Genomic DNA, 15,332 nt, shown 5'->3' on the forward strand with positions numbered 1-15,332 from the left:
GTGCCGGAGCCCGGCACCGGCCCGTCGGCGGACACCACCGGGACGGCACCGGGGCGCAGCGGGCTGGGTCCGGCGCCGCGGCCGTCCCCCGAGGAGGCCCCGCGGCCGGCCCGGGAGACGGGCCGGAAGGCGGGCCGGGAGACGGGCGGGGAGACGGGCCGGAAGGCGGGCGGACGGGTCGCCGAGCAGGCCCCCGGGGGGCCGGCCGGACCGAACCCCGCCGCGGAGGAGGTCCCGTCGGTCCGGCGGCAGGACCCGCCGGCGGTGCCTCCCCCGCGGCTCTGGCCGCAGCTGGAGGAGCTGGCGGCGTTCGTGGGCTCGGCGCCGCTGCCGCCCTCGGCGAAGGTCCCGGGACTGCTGGAACGGCTGCGCAGCGCCGGGCCGGGGCCCACCACCGAGCCGATCGTCCACCGCCGGCTGCCGCTGGCGGTGGACGGCTACCTGCGGGCGCTGACCTGGCAGCCGTGGGTGGCGGACGGCGTGGATCCGGTGGCCGAGCTGGCCCGGGTGGTGGACGAGATGGCCGCCATGGTGCCGGTGGCCCGCTGACCGTGCGGACGCCCGCCCCGGCCGGCCGCACGGCGGGTCCGGCCCACGGCGGGGCCACCGCACACCCGAAGCAGTCGGCCCCCCCGGGGGGAGTGGGTCGGCCCCGGTGCGTCCGCCGCCGGCGACCCGGTCAGGCCTCCAGCACGTTGGACAGTTCGAGGCGCCGGCGCACGCCCAGTTTGCGGAAGCTGTTGGTCAGGTGGGTCTCCACGGTCCGCACCGCCAGGTGCAGCATCGCGGCGATCTCGGCGTTGGAGTGCCCGGCCGCGGCGAGCCGACAGATCCGCAGTTCGCTGTCGGTGAGCGCCTCCGCGCCGGCGTGGTCGCCGCGGCCGATCCGCGCGCCGGAGGTGCGCAGCGATTCCAGGGCGGCGGCGCGCTGACGGACGGCGCCGAGCCGTTCGGCGCGCCCGGCGGCCTCGCGCAGGGTGCGGCGGGCGGCGCCGCGCCGGCCGCCGTCGCCGAGCAGCCGGCCGTAGGTGATGAGGGCGGGGATGAGTTCGGTGTCGATCTCGGCGGTGCGCAGCAGGTGCACGGCCTCGGAGGCGAGGTCGAGGCCGTGGCGTCCGCCGGTGGCGGCGGCGAGGACGCGCAGGGCGCGGCCGACGGTGCGGGGGGTGCCCCAGACGCGGGCGAGGCGGAGTTCCTCCTCGGCGAGGGCGACGGCGGGGCCGGGTGCGCCGAGCTGGAGGTGGCATTCGGCGGCGGCGGAGCGCCAGGGGGTGACGATGGGGCTGCGGACCTGGCGTTCGGCCTGGCGGCGGCCGCACTCCAGGAGGTCGGCGAGGGCTTCGGCGGGTTCGCCGGAGGCGAGCCGGAGCAGGCCCCGGGCGTAGAGGTACTCGTTCCACTCCCAGGAGCCCTGGGCGCGGTCGGCGGCGACGGCGCGGGCGAGGCCGTGGGCCTGCCAGAGCCGGCCGGTCTCGACGAGGGCGATGACGGCCTGGGCGACGAGGTGGGCGTTCTGCTGGCCGAGGAGTTCGGCGTAGCGGCCGGGGGAGGTGTCGTCGGCGGCGGGGCGGGGGGCGACGGGGGCCCCGCCGGTCCGCAGGGTGCGGCCGGGGACGGTCGCGGGGAGGTTCGGGACGGTGGCGCGGCCGCCCAGGCCGCGCAACCCGGGCAGTCCGGGCGGTCCCCAGGGGGTGGACTGAAGGAGGGCGGGGGGCGGCGGCGGCAGCGGCGGCGGTACGGCGGGGGCGGCGTCGGGGCCGGGGGCGGTGAGGCCGTAGTCGTCGAGCAGGGCCTGGTACTCGCCGCGCATGATCCTGGTCTCGGCGCGCACGCTGAGCAGGCACTGGTAGCCGGGGTCGAGGGGGCCGCCGCGGTAGTTGGCGAAGCCGCGGGCGGTGATCTCGTCGGCCTGGTCGAGGAGGTCGGCCCACTGGGAGAGGGTGGCGAGGGAGACCAGGAGGTAGGAGCGGCAGAGCGGGTCGACGGGGAAGGCGTCGAGTTCGCGGACGCGTTCGGCGACCTCGGTGGCGGAGAGCAGGCCGCTGGTGGCGTCGAACTCGGTGAGCAGGGCGAAGGCGGGGGGCGCGAGGCGCTGGGGGGTGCGGGCGGCGAGGCGCTGGACGCCCTCGACGACCTGCAGCCAGCTGCGGCCGTCGTGGGCGGCGATCTGGGCGGTGGCGGCCTGGACGGCGTGCAGGACGTCCTCCTGGTCGTCGAAGCGGTGCGCGAGCTCGTCCATGAGTTCGAGGGCGGCGGCGGTGTCGCCGCGGGTGGCGAGGACGGCACCGAGGGTGTTGGCGGCGCGGAAGACGCCTTCGTCGGTCTGCTGGAGGTGGACGGCCTCGGCCAGGTGGCGCAGGCCGACGGTGCGTTCGGCGGGGCCGAGGGTGACTTCGAGGCCACCGAGTTCGGTGAGCAGCGGGCCGCGCAGGCGGTCGCTGAGGGGTTCGGCGAGGACGCGGCGCAGCAGGGCGGTGGCGGCGGTGGGGTGGTCTGCCTCGGCGGCCTGGCGGGCGGCGCGGCGCAGGGCGTCGGCGGCCCAGCGGGGCGTGGGGGCGGGGGTGAGGAGGAGGTGGCCGGCCACGAGCTCGTCGGGGGCGCCGGTGCGGTGGAGGTGTTCGGCGGCCGCGAGGTGGACGTCGGCGCGGTGGCCGGGGGCGTGGCCGGTGAGGACGGCGGCGCCGAGGAGGGGGTGGGCGAGGCGGGGCCAGCGGCCGGGGCCCGGGGTTTCGAGGTGGCGGTGGACGGCGAGGTCGGCGAGCCAGCCGGAGAGCCGGCCGGGGTCGGCGCCGGTGAGGTCGGCGAGCAGCGGGACGAGGTCGAGGGGCGGGGTGCCGGGGGCGGGGACGGTGATGCCGGTGTGGTGTTCGCGCATCCGGGCGAGGACGCGGGCGGCGGTGACGGCGTGGTCGCCGGCGCCGTGCAGCCAGGCGTCGACGGCTTCGGCGAAGGCGCTGCCGGGCAGGGCTCCGCAGTCCTCGGGGAGGGCGTCGGGCAGGCCGCCGGGGTGGCGGCAGGGCCCGTCCGGGTCGGGCCGCCGGGCCGGGAGCGCCTCGGCGACAGGGGCGGGAAGCGCGGCGGGGAACCGGTCCGGGCCGGTGCCGGGGCCGGCTCCGCCGGTCGGCGGACCGGAGGCGGCCCTGGTCGCGGCGTCGAAGGCGGCGAGGTCGGCGAGCAGCGCGGTGAGCAGCAGCGGGTTGCCGCCGCTGGCGCGGGCGCAGTCGGCGGCGAGTCCGGCCGGGAGGCCGGGCCCGAGGTGTTCGCGGGCGAGCCGCACGGCGGCGGGGGTGCTGAGGGGGGCGAGCCGCAGGGTGGTGGCGAGGTCCGGCGGCACGGAGCGGGTGAAGCGGTCCGGTGGGGTGTCCAGGGTGGCCTGCCGGCGTTCGGTGGCGATCAGCAGGGCGGGCAGCCGGTCGATGCGGCGGGCGACCTGGCGCAGCCAGCGGCGGGAGGGCTCGTCGGCGAGGTGGACGTCGTCGACGGCGAGCAGCAGCGGGTGGTGGGTGCCGTGCAGGCGGAGCAGGGACCACAGGGTGGCCTCGGCGGCGTCGGGGTCGGTGCCGGCGGGTGTGCCGGGTGCGCCGCCCCAGGGGGTGTGGCCGTGGGGGCCGACGGGCGCGGGGCCGGTGTCGAAGAGCTGGCGGGCGGCCGCGTAGGGGGTGGCGGTCTCCTCGGCGGAGCAGCGGGCGCGCAGCACGGTGGTGCCGTCGGCGGCGGCGCGGCGGGCGGCCTCGGTGAGCAGCGCGGTGCGGCCGGTGCCGGTGGCGCCGGTGAGCAGCAGGACGTGGCCGGTGCCCAGGCGTGCCGCGGCGGCCCGGTCGGCGATCGTTCTCAGCGGCTCTTCGCGTTCCGCGAGGTGGGTGGACGTCCTGGTGCTCATCCCCGGTTTCCCCTCTCTACCCTTCTGCCCGTCCCGGCCTCCCGTCGGTGTCCGAACGGGCAGTATCCGCCGTTGTACCGGGAAATCGGCTTGACGTGCTAACCACGCGTTACCGGCGAGTCCGGTTCTCGCCGCCGAGGTGCGGTCCCGTGCGGGGTGGCGCGATCGCCCGGTCGGGCGCCGCCCCGGCGCCGTACGGGCAGGCCCGCCGACTTCTCGACCACCTGCGGGCCCGAAAGGGTTGCCCCCGTCTTTCGGCGGGGTCTGCCCGGCGGGTCCGATCTCGTGGTGGACCACGATGGCCGGGGGGCTGCCCCGGCGGGAAACATGGAGGCAGTTTCCGGGGCACGGGCAGCGCTCCCGGATCGCCGTCGTAACGGTCGGCCGTCCCGGGTGGGGCGCAAAGCCCTGAGGTTCGGGGTCCACCGGGTGGCCGGGCCGGCTTTCCCAGAGGGGGCCAGATTTGACTGTTCTGCACACCGAGTACGACCGCCGTGGTACGGCGGTACGGGCCTCGGCGTCCGTCGCGCGGACGGTGCCGCCGCAGCGCCCGGTGGCGTCCCGTGCGGTCGCCGTGGCCGGTCAGGCGTCCGGTGCCGTCGCCGGGGTGGCTGCCCACCCCCAGGCGTCGGCCGCCGGGGCGGTCCGCGGTGCCGCGGGTACGGGCCGGGCGGTCTCCGCCGCGGCCCGCACCTCGACGGTGCCGGTGGCCGTCCAGGCCGCCGACCCGCTCTCCCGGGCGGGGGCGGAGGCGCAGCTGCGCCGCTTCCCCGGGGTCGCCGTGGTGGACCCGACGGGGGCCGCCGCGCCGGGCATGGTCACCGTGCTCGTCGCCGAGTGCGCCGACGCCGCCGCGACCGCGGTGCTGCGCCGGCTGGTGCGCGGCGCCGGGCAGCGGGTGGTGCTGGTGGTCGAGCGCCTGCGCGAGACCGAACTGATGGAGGCCGTCGAGTGCGGGGTGGCCGCGATCCTGTGGCGCCGGGAGGCGACGCCGGAGCGGCTGGGACGGGCCGTGCTGGCCGCGGCCCGGGGCGACGGCGACCTGCCGGCCGACCTCCAGGGCCGGCTGATCGCCCAGGTGGGCCGTTTGCAGCGGTCCGTCCAGGGCATGCCGGGCCAGGCTCCGGCGGGTCTTTCGGAGCGTGAGTCGGACGTGCTGCGACTGGTCGCGGAGGGGTGGGACACCGGGGAGATCGCCGCCCGGCTGTCGTACTCCGAGCGAACGGTCAAGAACGTGCTGCACGGTCTGACCACGCGTCTGCAGTTGCGCAACCGGGCGCACGCGGTGGCCCACGCCGTTCGCGAGGGCTACATCTAGAGGACGTCCGGGCAAGGGGTTCGTTCGTGACACGGGCGGGTGGCGACGGGTGCGGTCGCCACCCGTCCGTGTCACGAACGGGTCGCCAAGATCTCACCTGCCGGAAAGGTCCGGGGGCTATCCATCGGTACGGCTGCGCGGCACACTTCCACTCGCGTACTTCTACGCGCGTCACCATGCCCGTGCGCGCCGTCCCGCCGACGATCTCCGGCGCGGTGACGGCCGTTCCGCAGTCCCCACCCGGGAGAGTCGTCCATGTCCCTGAACCGCCGTGACTTCGTCACCCGGTCCGCCGTCACCGCCGCCGGTGCCGCCCTCGCGAGCGGCGCCCTCGCCGCCACCCCCGCCGCGGCGGCCGGACCGGACGAGGCCCGCGCGAAGGGCCGGAGCAAGCGCCAGGCCTTCACCGTGATGGGCACCACCGACCTGCACGGCCGGGTGCTCAACTGGGACTACTTCACCGACGCCGTCTACGCCGACAAGGCGCACAACGAGGTCGGCCTGGCCAAGATCTCCACCCTCGCCAAGCAGGTCCGCGAGGAGAAGGGCTGGGACCGCTGCCTGCTCATCGACGCCGGTGACACCATCCAGGGCACCCAGCTGACGTACTACTACGCCCGGGTCGAGCCGATCGCCACCGAGGCCGACACCGCGCCCGAGCACCCGATGGCGCTCGCCATGAACACCATGGAGTACACCGCCGCCGCGCTCGGCAACCACGAGTTCAACTACGGCATCGACACCCTGCGCGCCTACGAGGAGCAGCTCGACTTCCCGCTGCTGGGCGCCAACGCGCTGAACGCCCGCAACGAGAAGCCGGCCTTCCCGCCGTACGTGATCCGCAAGCTGAAGCTGGGCAACGGCCCGGCCCTCAAGGTCGGCATCGTCGGCCTGACCAACCCCGGCATCGCGATCTGGGACAAGGCCGTCGTCGCCGGGAGGATGACCTTCCCGGGCATCGTCGAGACGGCGCGGATCTGGGTGCCGAAGGTGCGGGCCGCCGGCGCGGACGTCGTCGTGGTCGCCTGCCACTCCGGCACGGACGAGGCCACCTCCTACGGCGACCAGGTCCCGTGGCCGGAGAACGCCTCGGTCGCGCTGGCCGAGCAGGTCCCCGGCATCGACGCCGTCCTGGTGGGCCACGCGCACAAGGAGATCGCGCAGCGCCTGGTCGTCAACAAGGAGACCGGGAAGACGGTCGTGCTCTCCGAGCCGCTGTGCTGGGGCCAGCGCCTGACCTGCTTCGACTTCGAGGCCGAGTTCGACAAGGGCGCGTGGAAGGTCGTCTCGCTCTACTCCCGGGTGCTGAACTCCAACACCGTCCCGGAGGACCCGGAGATCGTCGGCCTGATGACCGAGCAGCACAGGAAGGTCGTCAGCTACGTCAACCAGGTCATCGGCACCGCGAAGATCGAGCTGTCGATCGCCGAGGCGCCGTTCCGCGACACCCCGATCATCGACCTCATCGGCCGGGTCCAGGCCGACGTGGTCCGCGCCGCGCTGGCCGGCGGCGAGTACGCCCAACTGCCGGTGCTCGCGCAGGCCGCGCCGTTCAACCGCACCGCCCGGATCCCGGCGGGCGAGGTCAAGCTGCGCGACGCGGCCGGCCTGTACATCTACGAGAACACCATGGAGGCCCGGATCCTGACCGGTGCCCAGCTCAAGGACTACCTGGAGTTCTCGGCGAAGTACTACGCACGGCTGGAGCCGGACGCGCCGGTCGACAAGGCCACCCTGACCAACGCGCAGAACACCCCGGACTACAACTACGACGCGCTGTACGGCGTCTCGTACGACATCGACATCGCCCAGCCGGTCGGCTCGCGGATCGTCGGCCTCTCCTTCGAGGGCCGGCCGATCGACCCGGCCGCCCGGTTCGTCCTCGCGGTCAACAACTACCGGGCCAACGGCGGCGGCAACTTCCCGCACGTCGCCGCGGCCCAGAAGGTGTGGGCCAACTCGGACGAGATCCGCAACGCGATGATCTCCTGGGTGAAGGAGAAGGGCGTCATCGACCCGGCCGACTTCCACACCGAGTCGTGGCGCCTGGTCCGGGCGGGCCGCCCGGTCTTCTGACCCGCCGCCCCCACCCGCACCGTGCGCGGGAACGGCCCCGGGGCCCGCGCCCCGGGGCCGTTCGCCTTCCCACCACCGCGCCGGCCGCCGTAGCCTGACGGCATGGCACCCCGCCGCCGGACCGCCCGCGACCGGGACCGGTCCGACCGCGCACCCCTCGACGGGCTGTCGCGCCCGGTGGCGTCCTGGGCCCTGGACGGCCGCCCGCCGCGCGGGGTGCCGGCCGGGTTCGCGGAACCCTGCGCCCGCACCGGGCGGGACCTGCTGCGGGCGGCGGCCACCGGGTCACTGCCACCGGGCCTGCGCTGGCACCTCTCGGTCGACACCGCCGCCGGCCTCCTGCTCGGGCTCGCCTCGGACGCCGGCGGGTTCGCCCGGGACGCGGACCCCGCGCTGCCCGCCGAGCGGCTCACCGCCCGGGTGGCCGGAACCGTGCAGGACCACCTGGCCGGCTACGAGTTCGTGCAGTGGCCGGCCTGTCCGGGGCACACCCACCTGCTGACGCCCGTCCTCTCCGCGGCCGGACAGGCCCGCTGGCGCTGCCGGGCCGACGGGCGCGAGCCGGCCCGGATCGGCGACCTGACCGGCGGCTGAGGCCGGGGTCACCCCAGCCGGACCAGCTCCCCCATCGCCGCGCGCTCCAGGCCCGCCAGCTCGCGCAGCAGGGTGCCCGCCCCGGCCAGCGGTGCCGGGTCCGCCGCCTCCCCCGCCGCCGCGACCAGCCGGGCCACCTCGGTCCAGCCGGCCGCCGCCTCGGCGTAGCGGTCGTGGGCGGTCCGGACGCGGGCGTCGTCCAGCAGCCCGGCGCACTCGGCGAGGAAGTCCCGGTACAGGTTGCGGAACAGCGCGCCGCCGGTGCCGGCCAGCTCCATCATCAGCGCGGCCTGTGGCAGCCGGACGGCCGGGTCGTCGGCCCGGGTCAGCCAGCCCGGCACCAGGCCGGCCGCCCGGTCGATGCCGCGGTGCCCGAGGTTGGCGATCGGCGGGTTCAGGAACGCCGCCGCGCACTCGGCCAGCGCCGGGGCGAGCAGCTCCCGGAGCTCCGGGAGCCGGCCGGCCCGGGTGAGCGTGAAGGAGCGGTTGCGGGCGTTCATCGGGCCGCGTTCGGAGCGCGCCGCCGCGAGCGAGACCAGGCTCGTGGTGACCTCCCCGCCCTGCTGCGCGGTGTCCACCAGGCGGGCGTCGTGCGCGTCGTAGCCGCGCATCGCGACCACGTGCCCGCCGAAGTGCACCTTCGAGGAGAAGTACTCCAGGTGGTAGCTGTCCAGCTGGAGGCCGACGGGGCGCCCGGCGTCGAGTTCGGCCGCCACGTTCTCCCAGGCCCGGCGGGCGGAGCCGGTCTCCCGGACGGTGAGCTCCAGCCCGAGCCGGGCGGCCAGGGTGCGGGTCAGCTCGAACGGCTTGACCCGGCCGCCGAGGAAGGGGAAGTCCATCCCCTTGCCGTCCCAGTAGACGAACGACAGCCCCGCCCCCAGCCCGAAGACCATCGGCTCGGACAGCTCGACGCCCTCGTGGCGCAGCAGCACCCCCAGCGCCGTCGTCTCGCAGTGCCGCCCGCCGGCCCGCTGCCCGCTCATGCCCCGTCCTCCGCCTTCTTCTCGACCCGGACGACCAGTCTGGTCACCCATTCCTCCGCCGGGGCCTCCCCCGGCCCCACCAGGTACGCCTCCCGCGCCGGGGCCAGCAGCACCAGCCCGCGTTCGTGCACGGCCGCCAGCAACGCGTGGTACGCGAGCGGCAGTTGGGTGTACGGCCCGTGGTGCACCGTCTCCAGCACCGGCCCGCCGGGCAGTACCAGCCGCTCCGGGCCGGGCGCACCGGGCGACGGGGCCGACCCCCGCTCCTCGTCCGTCCCGTCCGGCCCGTCCGTCTCGGCGCCGACCGCGATCGGTATGCCCTCGCCCAGGTCCAGCGGGAACAGCCCCCACAGCGGCGGCCGCCAGGCCACGCCCTCCAGCCCCGCGAGCAGCCGGCCGACGCACGCGCCGAGCCGCTCCGCCACCTCGCCCGGCCCGGCCCGGTCCCGGACGAGCGCGAGTCGCCGCTGCGGCTCCAGGCCCTCGGTGATCTCGTAGCCGGGCGGTCCGCCGCCCTCGGCGAGGCGTTCCAGCAGCTGGAGGCGGTCCCGGTCGCGGTCGATCCGCTCGGTGACCCGGTCGCACTCGGCCCGCAGCAGCCGGGCCCGCTCCGGCCCGGCGGCGGCCAGGGTCGCGGCGATCACGGCGAGCGGCACGTCCAGGTCCCGCAGCAGGGCGACGGTGAGCGCGTCGCGGGCCTGGGCCGCGGTGTAGTAGCGGTAGCCGGTGCCGGGGTCGACCCGGGCCGGCGGCAGCAGGCCGGTGTCGTCGTAGTGCCGGAGCTGTTTGACGCTCAGCCGGCAGAGGCGGGCGAAGCGCCCGATGGTGAGGAAGTCGTCCTGGTCTCGCACGGGGCCCATGGTGGACCCTCCCGTTGTGGGAGGGTCCACCCGGTCCGCGTCCGCGGTGCCCCGCCGGGGGCGGCCGGACCGCTCCCCCACCGGGGCGGACGGCGGGCGAGACGCTGGGACATCCTCACGAGACAGCAGGATATTCAGCCGCGCGTGCGGACTCCCTACCGTTGATCACGTCACCGAGAGTCCCCCTTCCGAGAAGGAGCAGTCCCATGCGTGCAGTCGTCCAGAAGTCCTTCGGCGGCCCCGAGGTCCTGGAGCTCGTCGAGACCGAGCGGCCCGTCCCGCGCGGCGGCGAGGTCCTCGTCCGCGTCCACGCCAGCGGCGTCAACCCGGTGGACGCGGCGGTCCGTTCGGGTGCGTACCCGCTGCTCGGCGAGCCGCCGTTCGGGGTCGGCTGGGACATCTCCGGCGTGGTCGAGGAGGCCGGGCCCGGCGCCCGGTTCAGGGCCGGCGACGAGGTGTTCGGGATGCCCTTCTTCCCGCGCGCCGCCACCGGCTACGCCGAGTACGTCGCGGTGCCGTCCCGGCAGGTGGCCCGCAAGCCCGCCGCGCTGGACCACGTCGGGGCCGCCGCCCTGCCGCTGGCCGCGCTGACCGCCTGGCAGGGCCTGGTGGACGCGGCGCGGCTGACCGAGGGGCAGCGGGTGCTGATCCACCGGGCGGCCGGCGGCGTCGGCCACTTCGCCGTCCAGATCGCCAAGGCCCGCGGCGCGCACGTGATCGCGCTGGCGAGCGGGCCCAAGCACGCCTTCCTGCGCGGGCTGGGCGCCGACGAGGTGCTCGACCACCGGACCGAGGGCTTCCTGAAGGCGGCCGGCGAGGTGGACGTGGTGTTCGACTCCTCCTCGCAGGGCACCGCCTCGCTGGAGGTGCTGCCCGAGGGCGGCGTGCTGGTGTCGATCATGGAGCACTGGAACACCGCGCTGGCCGCCGAGGTCGAGGCCGCGGGGCGGCGCTTCGCGGGCGTCTCGGTCGAACCCGACTACGCCTCGCTGGAGGCGATCGCCGCCCTGGTCGACGAGGGCCGGATCCGCCCGCACGTCGCCCGGACCTTCCCGCTGGCCGAGGCCGCCGCGGCGCACGAGCTGATCGCCGGCGGCCGCACCCAGGGGAAGATCGTCCTGACCGTCGCCGAATAGGCTGGTGACGGACGCACCGACCGGGGGGATCCATGGACATCCTGACCGAGGCACTGAGCTCGATGCGGACGGGGCAGCCCGCCTCCGTCCGCACCGAGGGCCGGGCCCCGTGGGGGCTGCGGCTTCCCCCGGTCGCCGGCGCCGGGTTCCACGTGGTGCTCTACGGCACGTGCTGGCTGGTCCCGCTCGAAGAGGGCGCCGCGCCGATCGCGCTCAGCCCGGGGGACGTGGTCTTCCTGCGGGACGGCCGCGGCCACGCCCTCGCCGACCGGCCGGACACCCCGGCCGTTCCCGAGCGGCCCGACCAGTTCCGGCCGAGCCTGCCGATCGGCACGGTCAGCATCGGCGGCGACGGCCCGCGCACGAGCCTGCTGTGCGGCAACTACCACCTCGACCAGGCACGCCCGCACCCGCTGGTGCGCCAGCTGCCGGAGATCGTCCACCTGCAGACCCGGCACGGCCGGCACCCCGAGCTGAGCGCGGCCGTCCAGCTGCTCGGCGCCGAACTGGAGAACCCGCGGCTCGGCTCGACCGGCATCGTCCCGGCCCTGATCGACTCGCTGCTGCTGTACATCCTGCGGGCCTGGCTGGAGGAGCAGTCGCCCGCCGGCGCGGCCGGCTGGGCGGCGGCGCTCGGCGACGCGGCGGTGGCCCCGGCGCTCACCGCGATCCACGAGGCGCCGTCGACGGCGTGGACGGTGGAGTCCCTGGCCGGCCGGGCCGGCCTCTCCCGGGCGGCCTTCGCCCGCCGCTTCACCAGCCTGGTGGGCGAGCCGCCGATGGCCTATCTGACCCGCTGGCGGATGACCACCGCGGCACGGCTGCTGCGCGAGTCGGAGGCGCCGCTGACCACCGTCGCCGCGAGGACCGGCTACGGCTCGGAGTACGCCTTCGCCAAGGCCTTCAAGCGCGAGTTCGGCCTGGCCCCGGGCGGCTACCGCCGCGAGGCCCGGGCGGCGGCGGCCTGACCGGCCCCGCCGCACCGCCCCGCCGGGACCGCCGGCCAGGGCGACCGGGGAAGCCTTGGGAAGCCGGGGCGACCGGCCCCCCGCGCTACGGCTTGCCGGCGACGGCGGCCCAGATGCCGACCTGGGAGTCGGCGGGCTGCCGGGGAGCGTCGGGCCGCCACAGCGGAGCGGTGACCAGACCCGGGTCGAGGAGGTCGAGGCCCTCGAAGAAGCGCAGCACCTGGGCCCGGGTGCGCATGGTCAGCTGGGCGGAGGCGTTGCGGTAGACCGCGGGGCCGCGGCCCGCGTCGGCGGTCGCGGTGAAGTCGAGGGTGCCGTGGGAGAGCACCAGGCGGCTGCCGGACGGCAGGGCGTCCACCAGGGTGCGCACGATGCCGTACGGGTCGTCCTGCTCGTCGATGAAGTGCAGGACGGCGACCAGCAGCAGGGCGACCGGCTCGCCGGAGTCCAGCGCCCGGCGGACCTCGGGGGTGCGCAGGACCGCCGCCGGGTCGCGCAGGTCGGCCTGGACGACCGAGGTGCTCTCCGGGGTGGTGCCGCTCAGCAGGGCGCGGCCGTGCACCAGCACGATCGGGTCGTTGTCCAGGTAGACGACGCGGGCGTCCGGCCGCACCCGCTGGGCGACCTCGTGGGTGTTCCCGGCGCTGGGGATGCCGGTGCCGATGTCGACGAAGTGCCGGATGCCCTCACCCGCCAGGTGGCGGACCGCACGGCCCAGGAAGGCCCGGTTGGCCAGGGCGCTGATCCGCACCATCGGGCTGATCGACAGCACCCGCTCCGCGGCCTCGCGGTCGGCCGGGAAGTTGTCCTTGCCGCCGATGTAGTAGTCGTACATCCGGGCGGGGTGCGGTATCTCGGGCCGCAGATCGGCGGGCGGCCGGATCTCCTCCCCCTCACCGGTGATGAGCCACTCCCGTCCGATGTCCTGAAAATCGGTCACCCCAGCCACCCCTTCGGTCAGTTCCGATCGAACACAGCCCCCACTCGATCCGACACGCGCAGCATAGGGCAGCCTCACCCGGCAAGTGGAACCCGGCCGTCCTCTCCTGGGCGGAGGGGCGGCCGGGTCGGCACCGGCCGGGCACCACGGGCCCGGCGGACGGTCAGAACGGGAAGCGGCTGCGCCCGTGCTGGATCGAGATCCACTTCACCGTGGTGAACGCGTCCACCGTGGCCTCGCCGTTCAGGCGGCCGACGCCCGAGTTCTTCTCGCCGCCGAAGGGCACCACGGGCTCGTCCGCGATGGTCCCGTCGTTGACGTGGATCATGCCGGTCTCGATCCGCCGGGCGACCCGCACCCCGCGCTCCACGTCGCCGGTGTGCACCGCGCCGCTGAGCCCGAACGGCGTGTCGTTGGCGATCCGCACCGCCTCGTCCTCGCCGTCGAACTCCACCACCAGCACCACCGGGCCGAACAGCTCGCGCTGCAGGATCGGCGCGTCGGCCGGCAGACCGCCGAGCACCACCGGCTCCATCAGGCTGCCGACCGTGGTGCCGCGCAGCAGCGCGGTCGCGCCGCCGGCGATCGCCTGGTCGACCTGCGCGGTGAGCGCGTCGGCCTGGACGGGGTTGATCAGCGGGCCGATGTGGGTGGCCGGGTCCCGCGGGTCCCCGGCCTTGAGGGTGGCGACCTTGGCGACGAACCTGCGGGTGAACTCCTCGGCCACGCTGCGGTCGACCAGCACCCGGTTCGCCGACATGCAGACCTGGCCCTGGTGCACGAAACGGCTGAACACCGCGGCGTCCACCGCGTAGTCGAGGTCGGCGTCCTCCAGCACGATCAGCGCGCTGTTGCCGCCCAGCTCCAGCACGGTCCGCTTGAAGTGCGAGGCCGCGACGGTGGCGACGTGCCGGCCCACCTTGTCGGAGCCGGTGAAGGAGATCACCTTGGGGACGGGGTGCTCGATGAACGCGTCGCCGATCTCGGCGATGTCGGTGACCACCACGTTCAGCAGGCCGGCCGGCAGGCCGGCCTCCTCGAAGATCTTGGCTATCAGGGTGCCGCCGACCACCGGGGTCTCCTGGTGCGGCTTGAGCACCACGCCGTTGCCGAGCGCCAGCGCCGGGGCGACCGCCTTCATCGACAGGAACAGCGGGAAGTTGAACGGGCTGATCACCCCGACGACGCCGACCGGCAGCCGGTAGAGCCGGTTCTCCTTGCCGTCCACCGGCGAGGGCAGCAGCCGCCCCTCCGCGCGCAGCGACAGCTGCATCGCCTCGCGCAGCATGTCCTTGGTGAGCGAGAGCTCGAACCAGGCCTTGACGGCGGTGCCGCCGAGCTCGGCCATGATGTCCCTGGTGATCTCCTGCTCGCGGTCCTCCAGGATCCGCAGCGCGCGCTCGAAGACCAGCCGGCGGGTGTAGGGGTTGGTGGCCGCCCACTCCTTCTGCGCCCGCTCCGCGGCCCGGTAGGCCTGGTCGACCTCGCCGACCGTGGCGACGGTGATGCTGGCGAGCTTGTCCCCGGTGAAGGGGTCGACGTCGACGATGTCCCAGGAGCCGCTGCCCTCGCGCCACTCGCCGTCGATGTACTGCAGCGCCAACTCGGAAAGGTAGGACATCGGATCCCTCTCATGCCTTCGGGAACGGACACGCGTCAGCCGCGGTCGTTCGCGATCAGATCTGATCGGGGCTCATCGTACTTATCCGTCAGAGCTCTTGGCGTACGGAGCGAAGAAGTTCTCGTGTCCGCTCGGGGGTCAGGCTGTCCGCCACCAGTCCGTCCATCGCGCCCGCGTACTCGGCGACCTCCGCCGCCTTGTCGAGGTACAGGGCGGTGGTGAACTGCTCCAGGTAGACGATGTCCGGCAGTTCCTGCTCGTCGAAGGCCAGCACCGAGAACGCCCCGCCCTCCGCGCGCAGCCCGCCGAAGCCCAGCGGCATCACCTGGAGCACCACGTTCGGCAGCTCGGTCAGCTCCAGCAGCCGGTCGATCTGCGCCCGCATGAGGTCGGAGCCGCCCCAGGGCCGGCGCAGCACCGCCTCGTCCAGCACCGCGACCAGCCGCGGCGCCCGGTCGGCGGTCAGCACCTCCTGCCGCTTGAGCCGCACCTCCACCCGCCGCTCGATCTCGGCCGGTTCGGTGACGTGCCCGCCGTGGGTGATCACGGACCGCGCGTAGGCGGCGGTCTGCAGCAGCCCGTGGACGAACTGCACCTCGTAGCTGCGGATCTCGGTGGCGGCCTCCTCCAGGCCCAGGTAGTTCTGGAACCAGCCCGGCAGGACGTCGCCGTAACCGTGCCACCAGGAGGTGGCGTTGGCCGCCCGGACCAGGCCCAGCACCGAGGCCCGCTCCGGCTCCGCGTCCACGCCGTAGAGCGTCAGCAGGTCGGCGACGTCGCGCTCCTTGAAGCCGACCCGGCCGAGTTCCATCCGGCTGATCTTCGACTCGGAGGCGCGGATCGAGTAACCGGCCTCCTCCCGGCTGACCCCGCGGGCCTCCCGGAGCCTTCGCAGTTGCGACCCCAGCAGCAGACGCCGCACCGTGGCACCACCACCCGCCTGAGTCGCACCCATC

At 75.4% G+C, this 15,332-nt stretch carries 11 protein-coding genes and 1 pseudogene; 6 read left to right on the forward strand and 6 right to left on the reverse strand.

Annotation, left to right across the window (positions count from 1 at the left end; all coding sequences use genetic code 11):
* Positions 1-549, forward strand: a pseudogene (locus ACFCX4_RS05785) (hypothetical protein); the annotation flags it as partial.
* 130 nt (positions 550-679) lie between these two features.
* Here the strand turns inward: ACFCX4_RS05785 and ACFCX4_RS05790 are convergent.
* Entirely contained in the window at positions 680-3,880 is a 3,201-nt protein-coding gene (locus tag ACFCX4_RS05790; RefSeq protein WP_376139197.1) for an AAA family ATPase, read from the reverse strand.
* A 700-nt stretch (positions 3,881-4,580) separates the two neighbouring features.
* Between ACFCX4_RS05790 and ACFCX4_RS05795 the strand changes: the two genes are divergently transcribed.
* The 3 genes from ACFCX4_RS05795 to ACFCX4_RS05805 all read left to right on the forward strand — a co-directional run bounded on the left by ACFCX4_RS05795 (position 4,581) and on the right by ACFCX4_RS05805 (position 7,868).
* Positions 4,581-5,198, forward strand: a complete 618-nt coding sequence (locus tag ACFCX4_RS05795) for a LuxR C-terminal-related transcriptional regulator (protein ID WP_376139255.1) — start codon at positions 4,581-4,583, stop codon at positions 5,196-5,198.
* Positions 5,199-5,453: 255 nt separating this feature from the next.
* On the forward strand, positions 5,454-7,274 hold the full coding sequence (locus ACFCX4_RS05800) for a bifunctional metallophosphatase/5'-nucleotidase (protein WP_376139198.1): 1,821 nt from the start codon (positions 5,454-5,456) through the stop codon (positions 7,272-7,274).
* A 102-nt stretch (positions 7,275-7,376) separates the two neighbouring features.
* Positions 7,377-7,868, forward strand: coding sequence for a hypothetical protein (locus tag ACFCX4_RS05805; protein WP_376139199.1), 492 nt, complete (start codon positions 7,377-7,379; stop codon positions 7,866-7,868).
* A gap of 8 nt (positions 7,869-7,876) precedes the next feature.
* Here the strand turns inward: ACFCX4_RS05805 and ACFCX4_RS05810 are convergent, their stop codons facing one another.
* Both ACFCX4_RS05810 and ACFCX4_RS05815 read right to left on the reverse strand, forming a co-directional pair.
* Entirely contained in the window at positions 7,877-8,851 is a 975-nt protein-coding gene (locus ACFCX4_RS05810) for a BtrH N-terminal domain-containing protein (protein WP_376139200.1), read from the reverse strand.
* A complete protein-coding gene (locus tag ACFCX4_RS05815; RefSeq protein WP_376139201.1) occupies positions 8,848-9,702 on the reverse strand; it encodes a MerR family transcriptional regulator in 855 nt (284 codons plus the stop codon). Before ACFCX4_RS05815 ends, ACFCX4_RS05810 begins: the two co-directional genes overlap by 4 nt.
* Before the next feature lie 215 nt (positions 9,703-9,917).
* On the opposite strand from ACFCX4_RS05815, the gene ACFCX4_RS05820 reads away from it, so the two are divergent.
* Both ACFCX4_RS05820 and ACFCX4_RS05825 read left to right on the forward strand, forming a co-directional pair.
* Positions 9,918-10,847 (forward strand): NADP-dependent oxidoreductase, encoded by a 930-nt coding sequence (locus tag ACFCX4_RS05820; RefSeq protein ID WP_376139202.1) that lies wholly within the window; start codon positions 9,918-9,920, stop codon positions 10,845-10,847.
* A 32-nt stretch (positions 10,848-10,879) separates the two neighbouring features.
* Positions 10,880-11,815 carry an AraC family transcriptional regulator gene (locus tag ACFCX4_RS05825; protein WP_376139204.1) on the forward strand — a complete coding sequence of 312 codons (936 nt, stop codon included), beginning with the start codon at positions 10,880-10,882 and terminating at the stop codon, positions 11,813-11,815.
* An 85-nt stretch (positions 11,816-11,900) separates the two neighbouring features.
* Here ACFCX4_RS05825 and ACFCX4_RS05830 read toward each other — a convergent pair whose 3' ends face one another.
* The 3 genes from ACFCX4_RS05830 to ACFCX4_RS05840 all read right to left on the reverse strand — a co-directional run bounded on the left by ACFCX4_RS05830 (position 11,901) and on the right by ACFCX4_RS05840 (position 15,331).
* A complete protein-coding gene (locus tag ACFCX4_RS05830) occupies positions 11,901-12,755 on the reverse strand; it encodes an SAM-dependent methyltransferase (protein WP_376139205.1) in 855 nt (284 codons plus the stop codon).
* Positions 12,756-12,918: 163 nt separating this feature from the next.
* Positions 12,919-14,376 carry an aldehyde dehydrogenase family protein gene (locus tag ACFCX4_RS05835; protein ID WP_376139207.1) on the reverse strand — a complete coding sequence of 486 codons (1,458 nt, stop codon included), beginning with the start codon at positions 14,374-14,376 and terminating at the stop codon, positions 12,919-12,921.
* A gap of 88 nt (positions 14,377-14,464) precedes the next feature.
* Positions 14,465-15,331, reverse strand: coding sequence for a helix-turn-helix domain-containing protein (locus ACFCX4_RS05840; RefSeq protein ID WP_376139209.1), 867 nt, complete (start codon positions 15,329-15,331; stop codon positions 14,465-14,467).
* Position 15,332: the final 1 nt, after the last annotated feature.

The organism is Kitasatospora sp. NPDC056327, from assembly GCF_042261735.1.
Taxonomy (GTDB): Bacteria; Actinomycetota; Actinomycetes; order Streptomycetales; family Streptomycetaceae; genus Kitasatospora.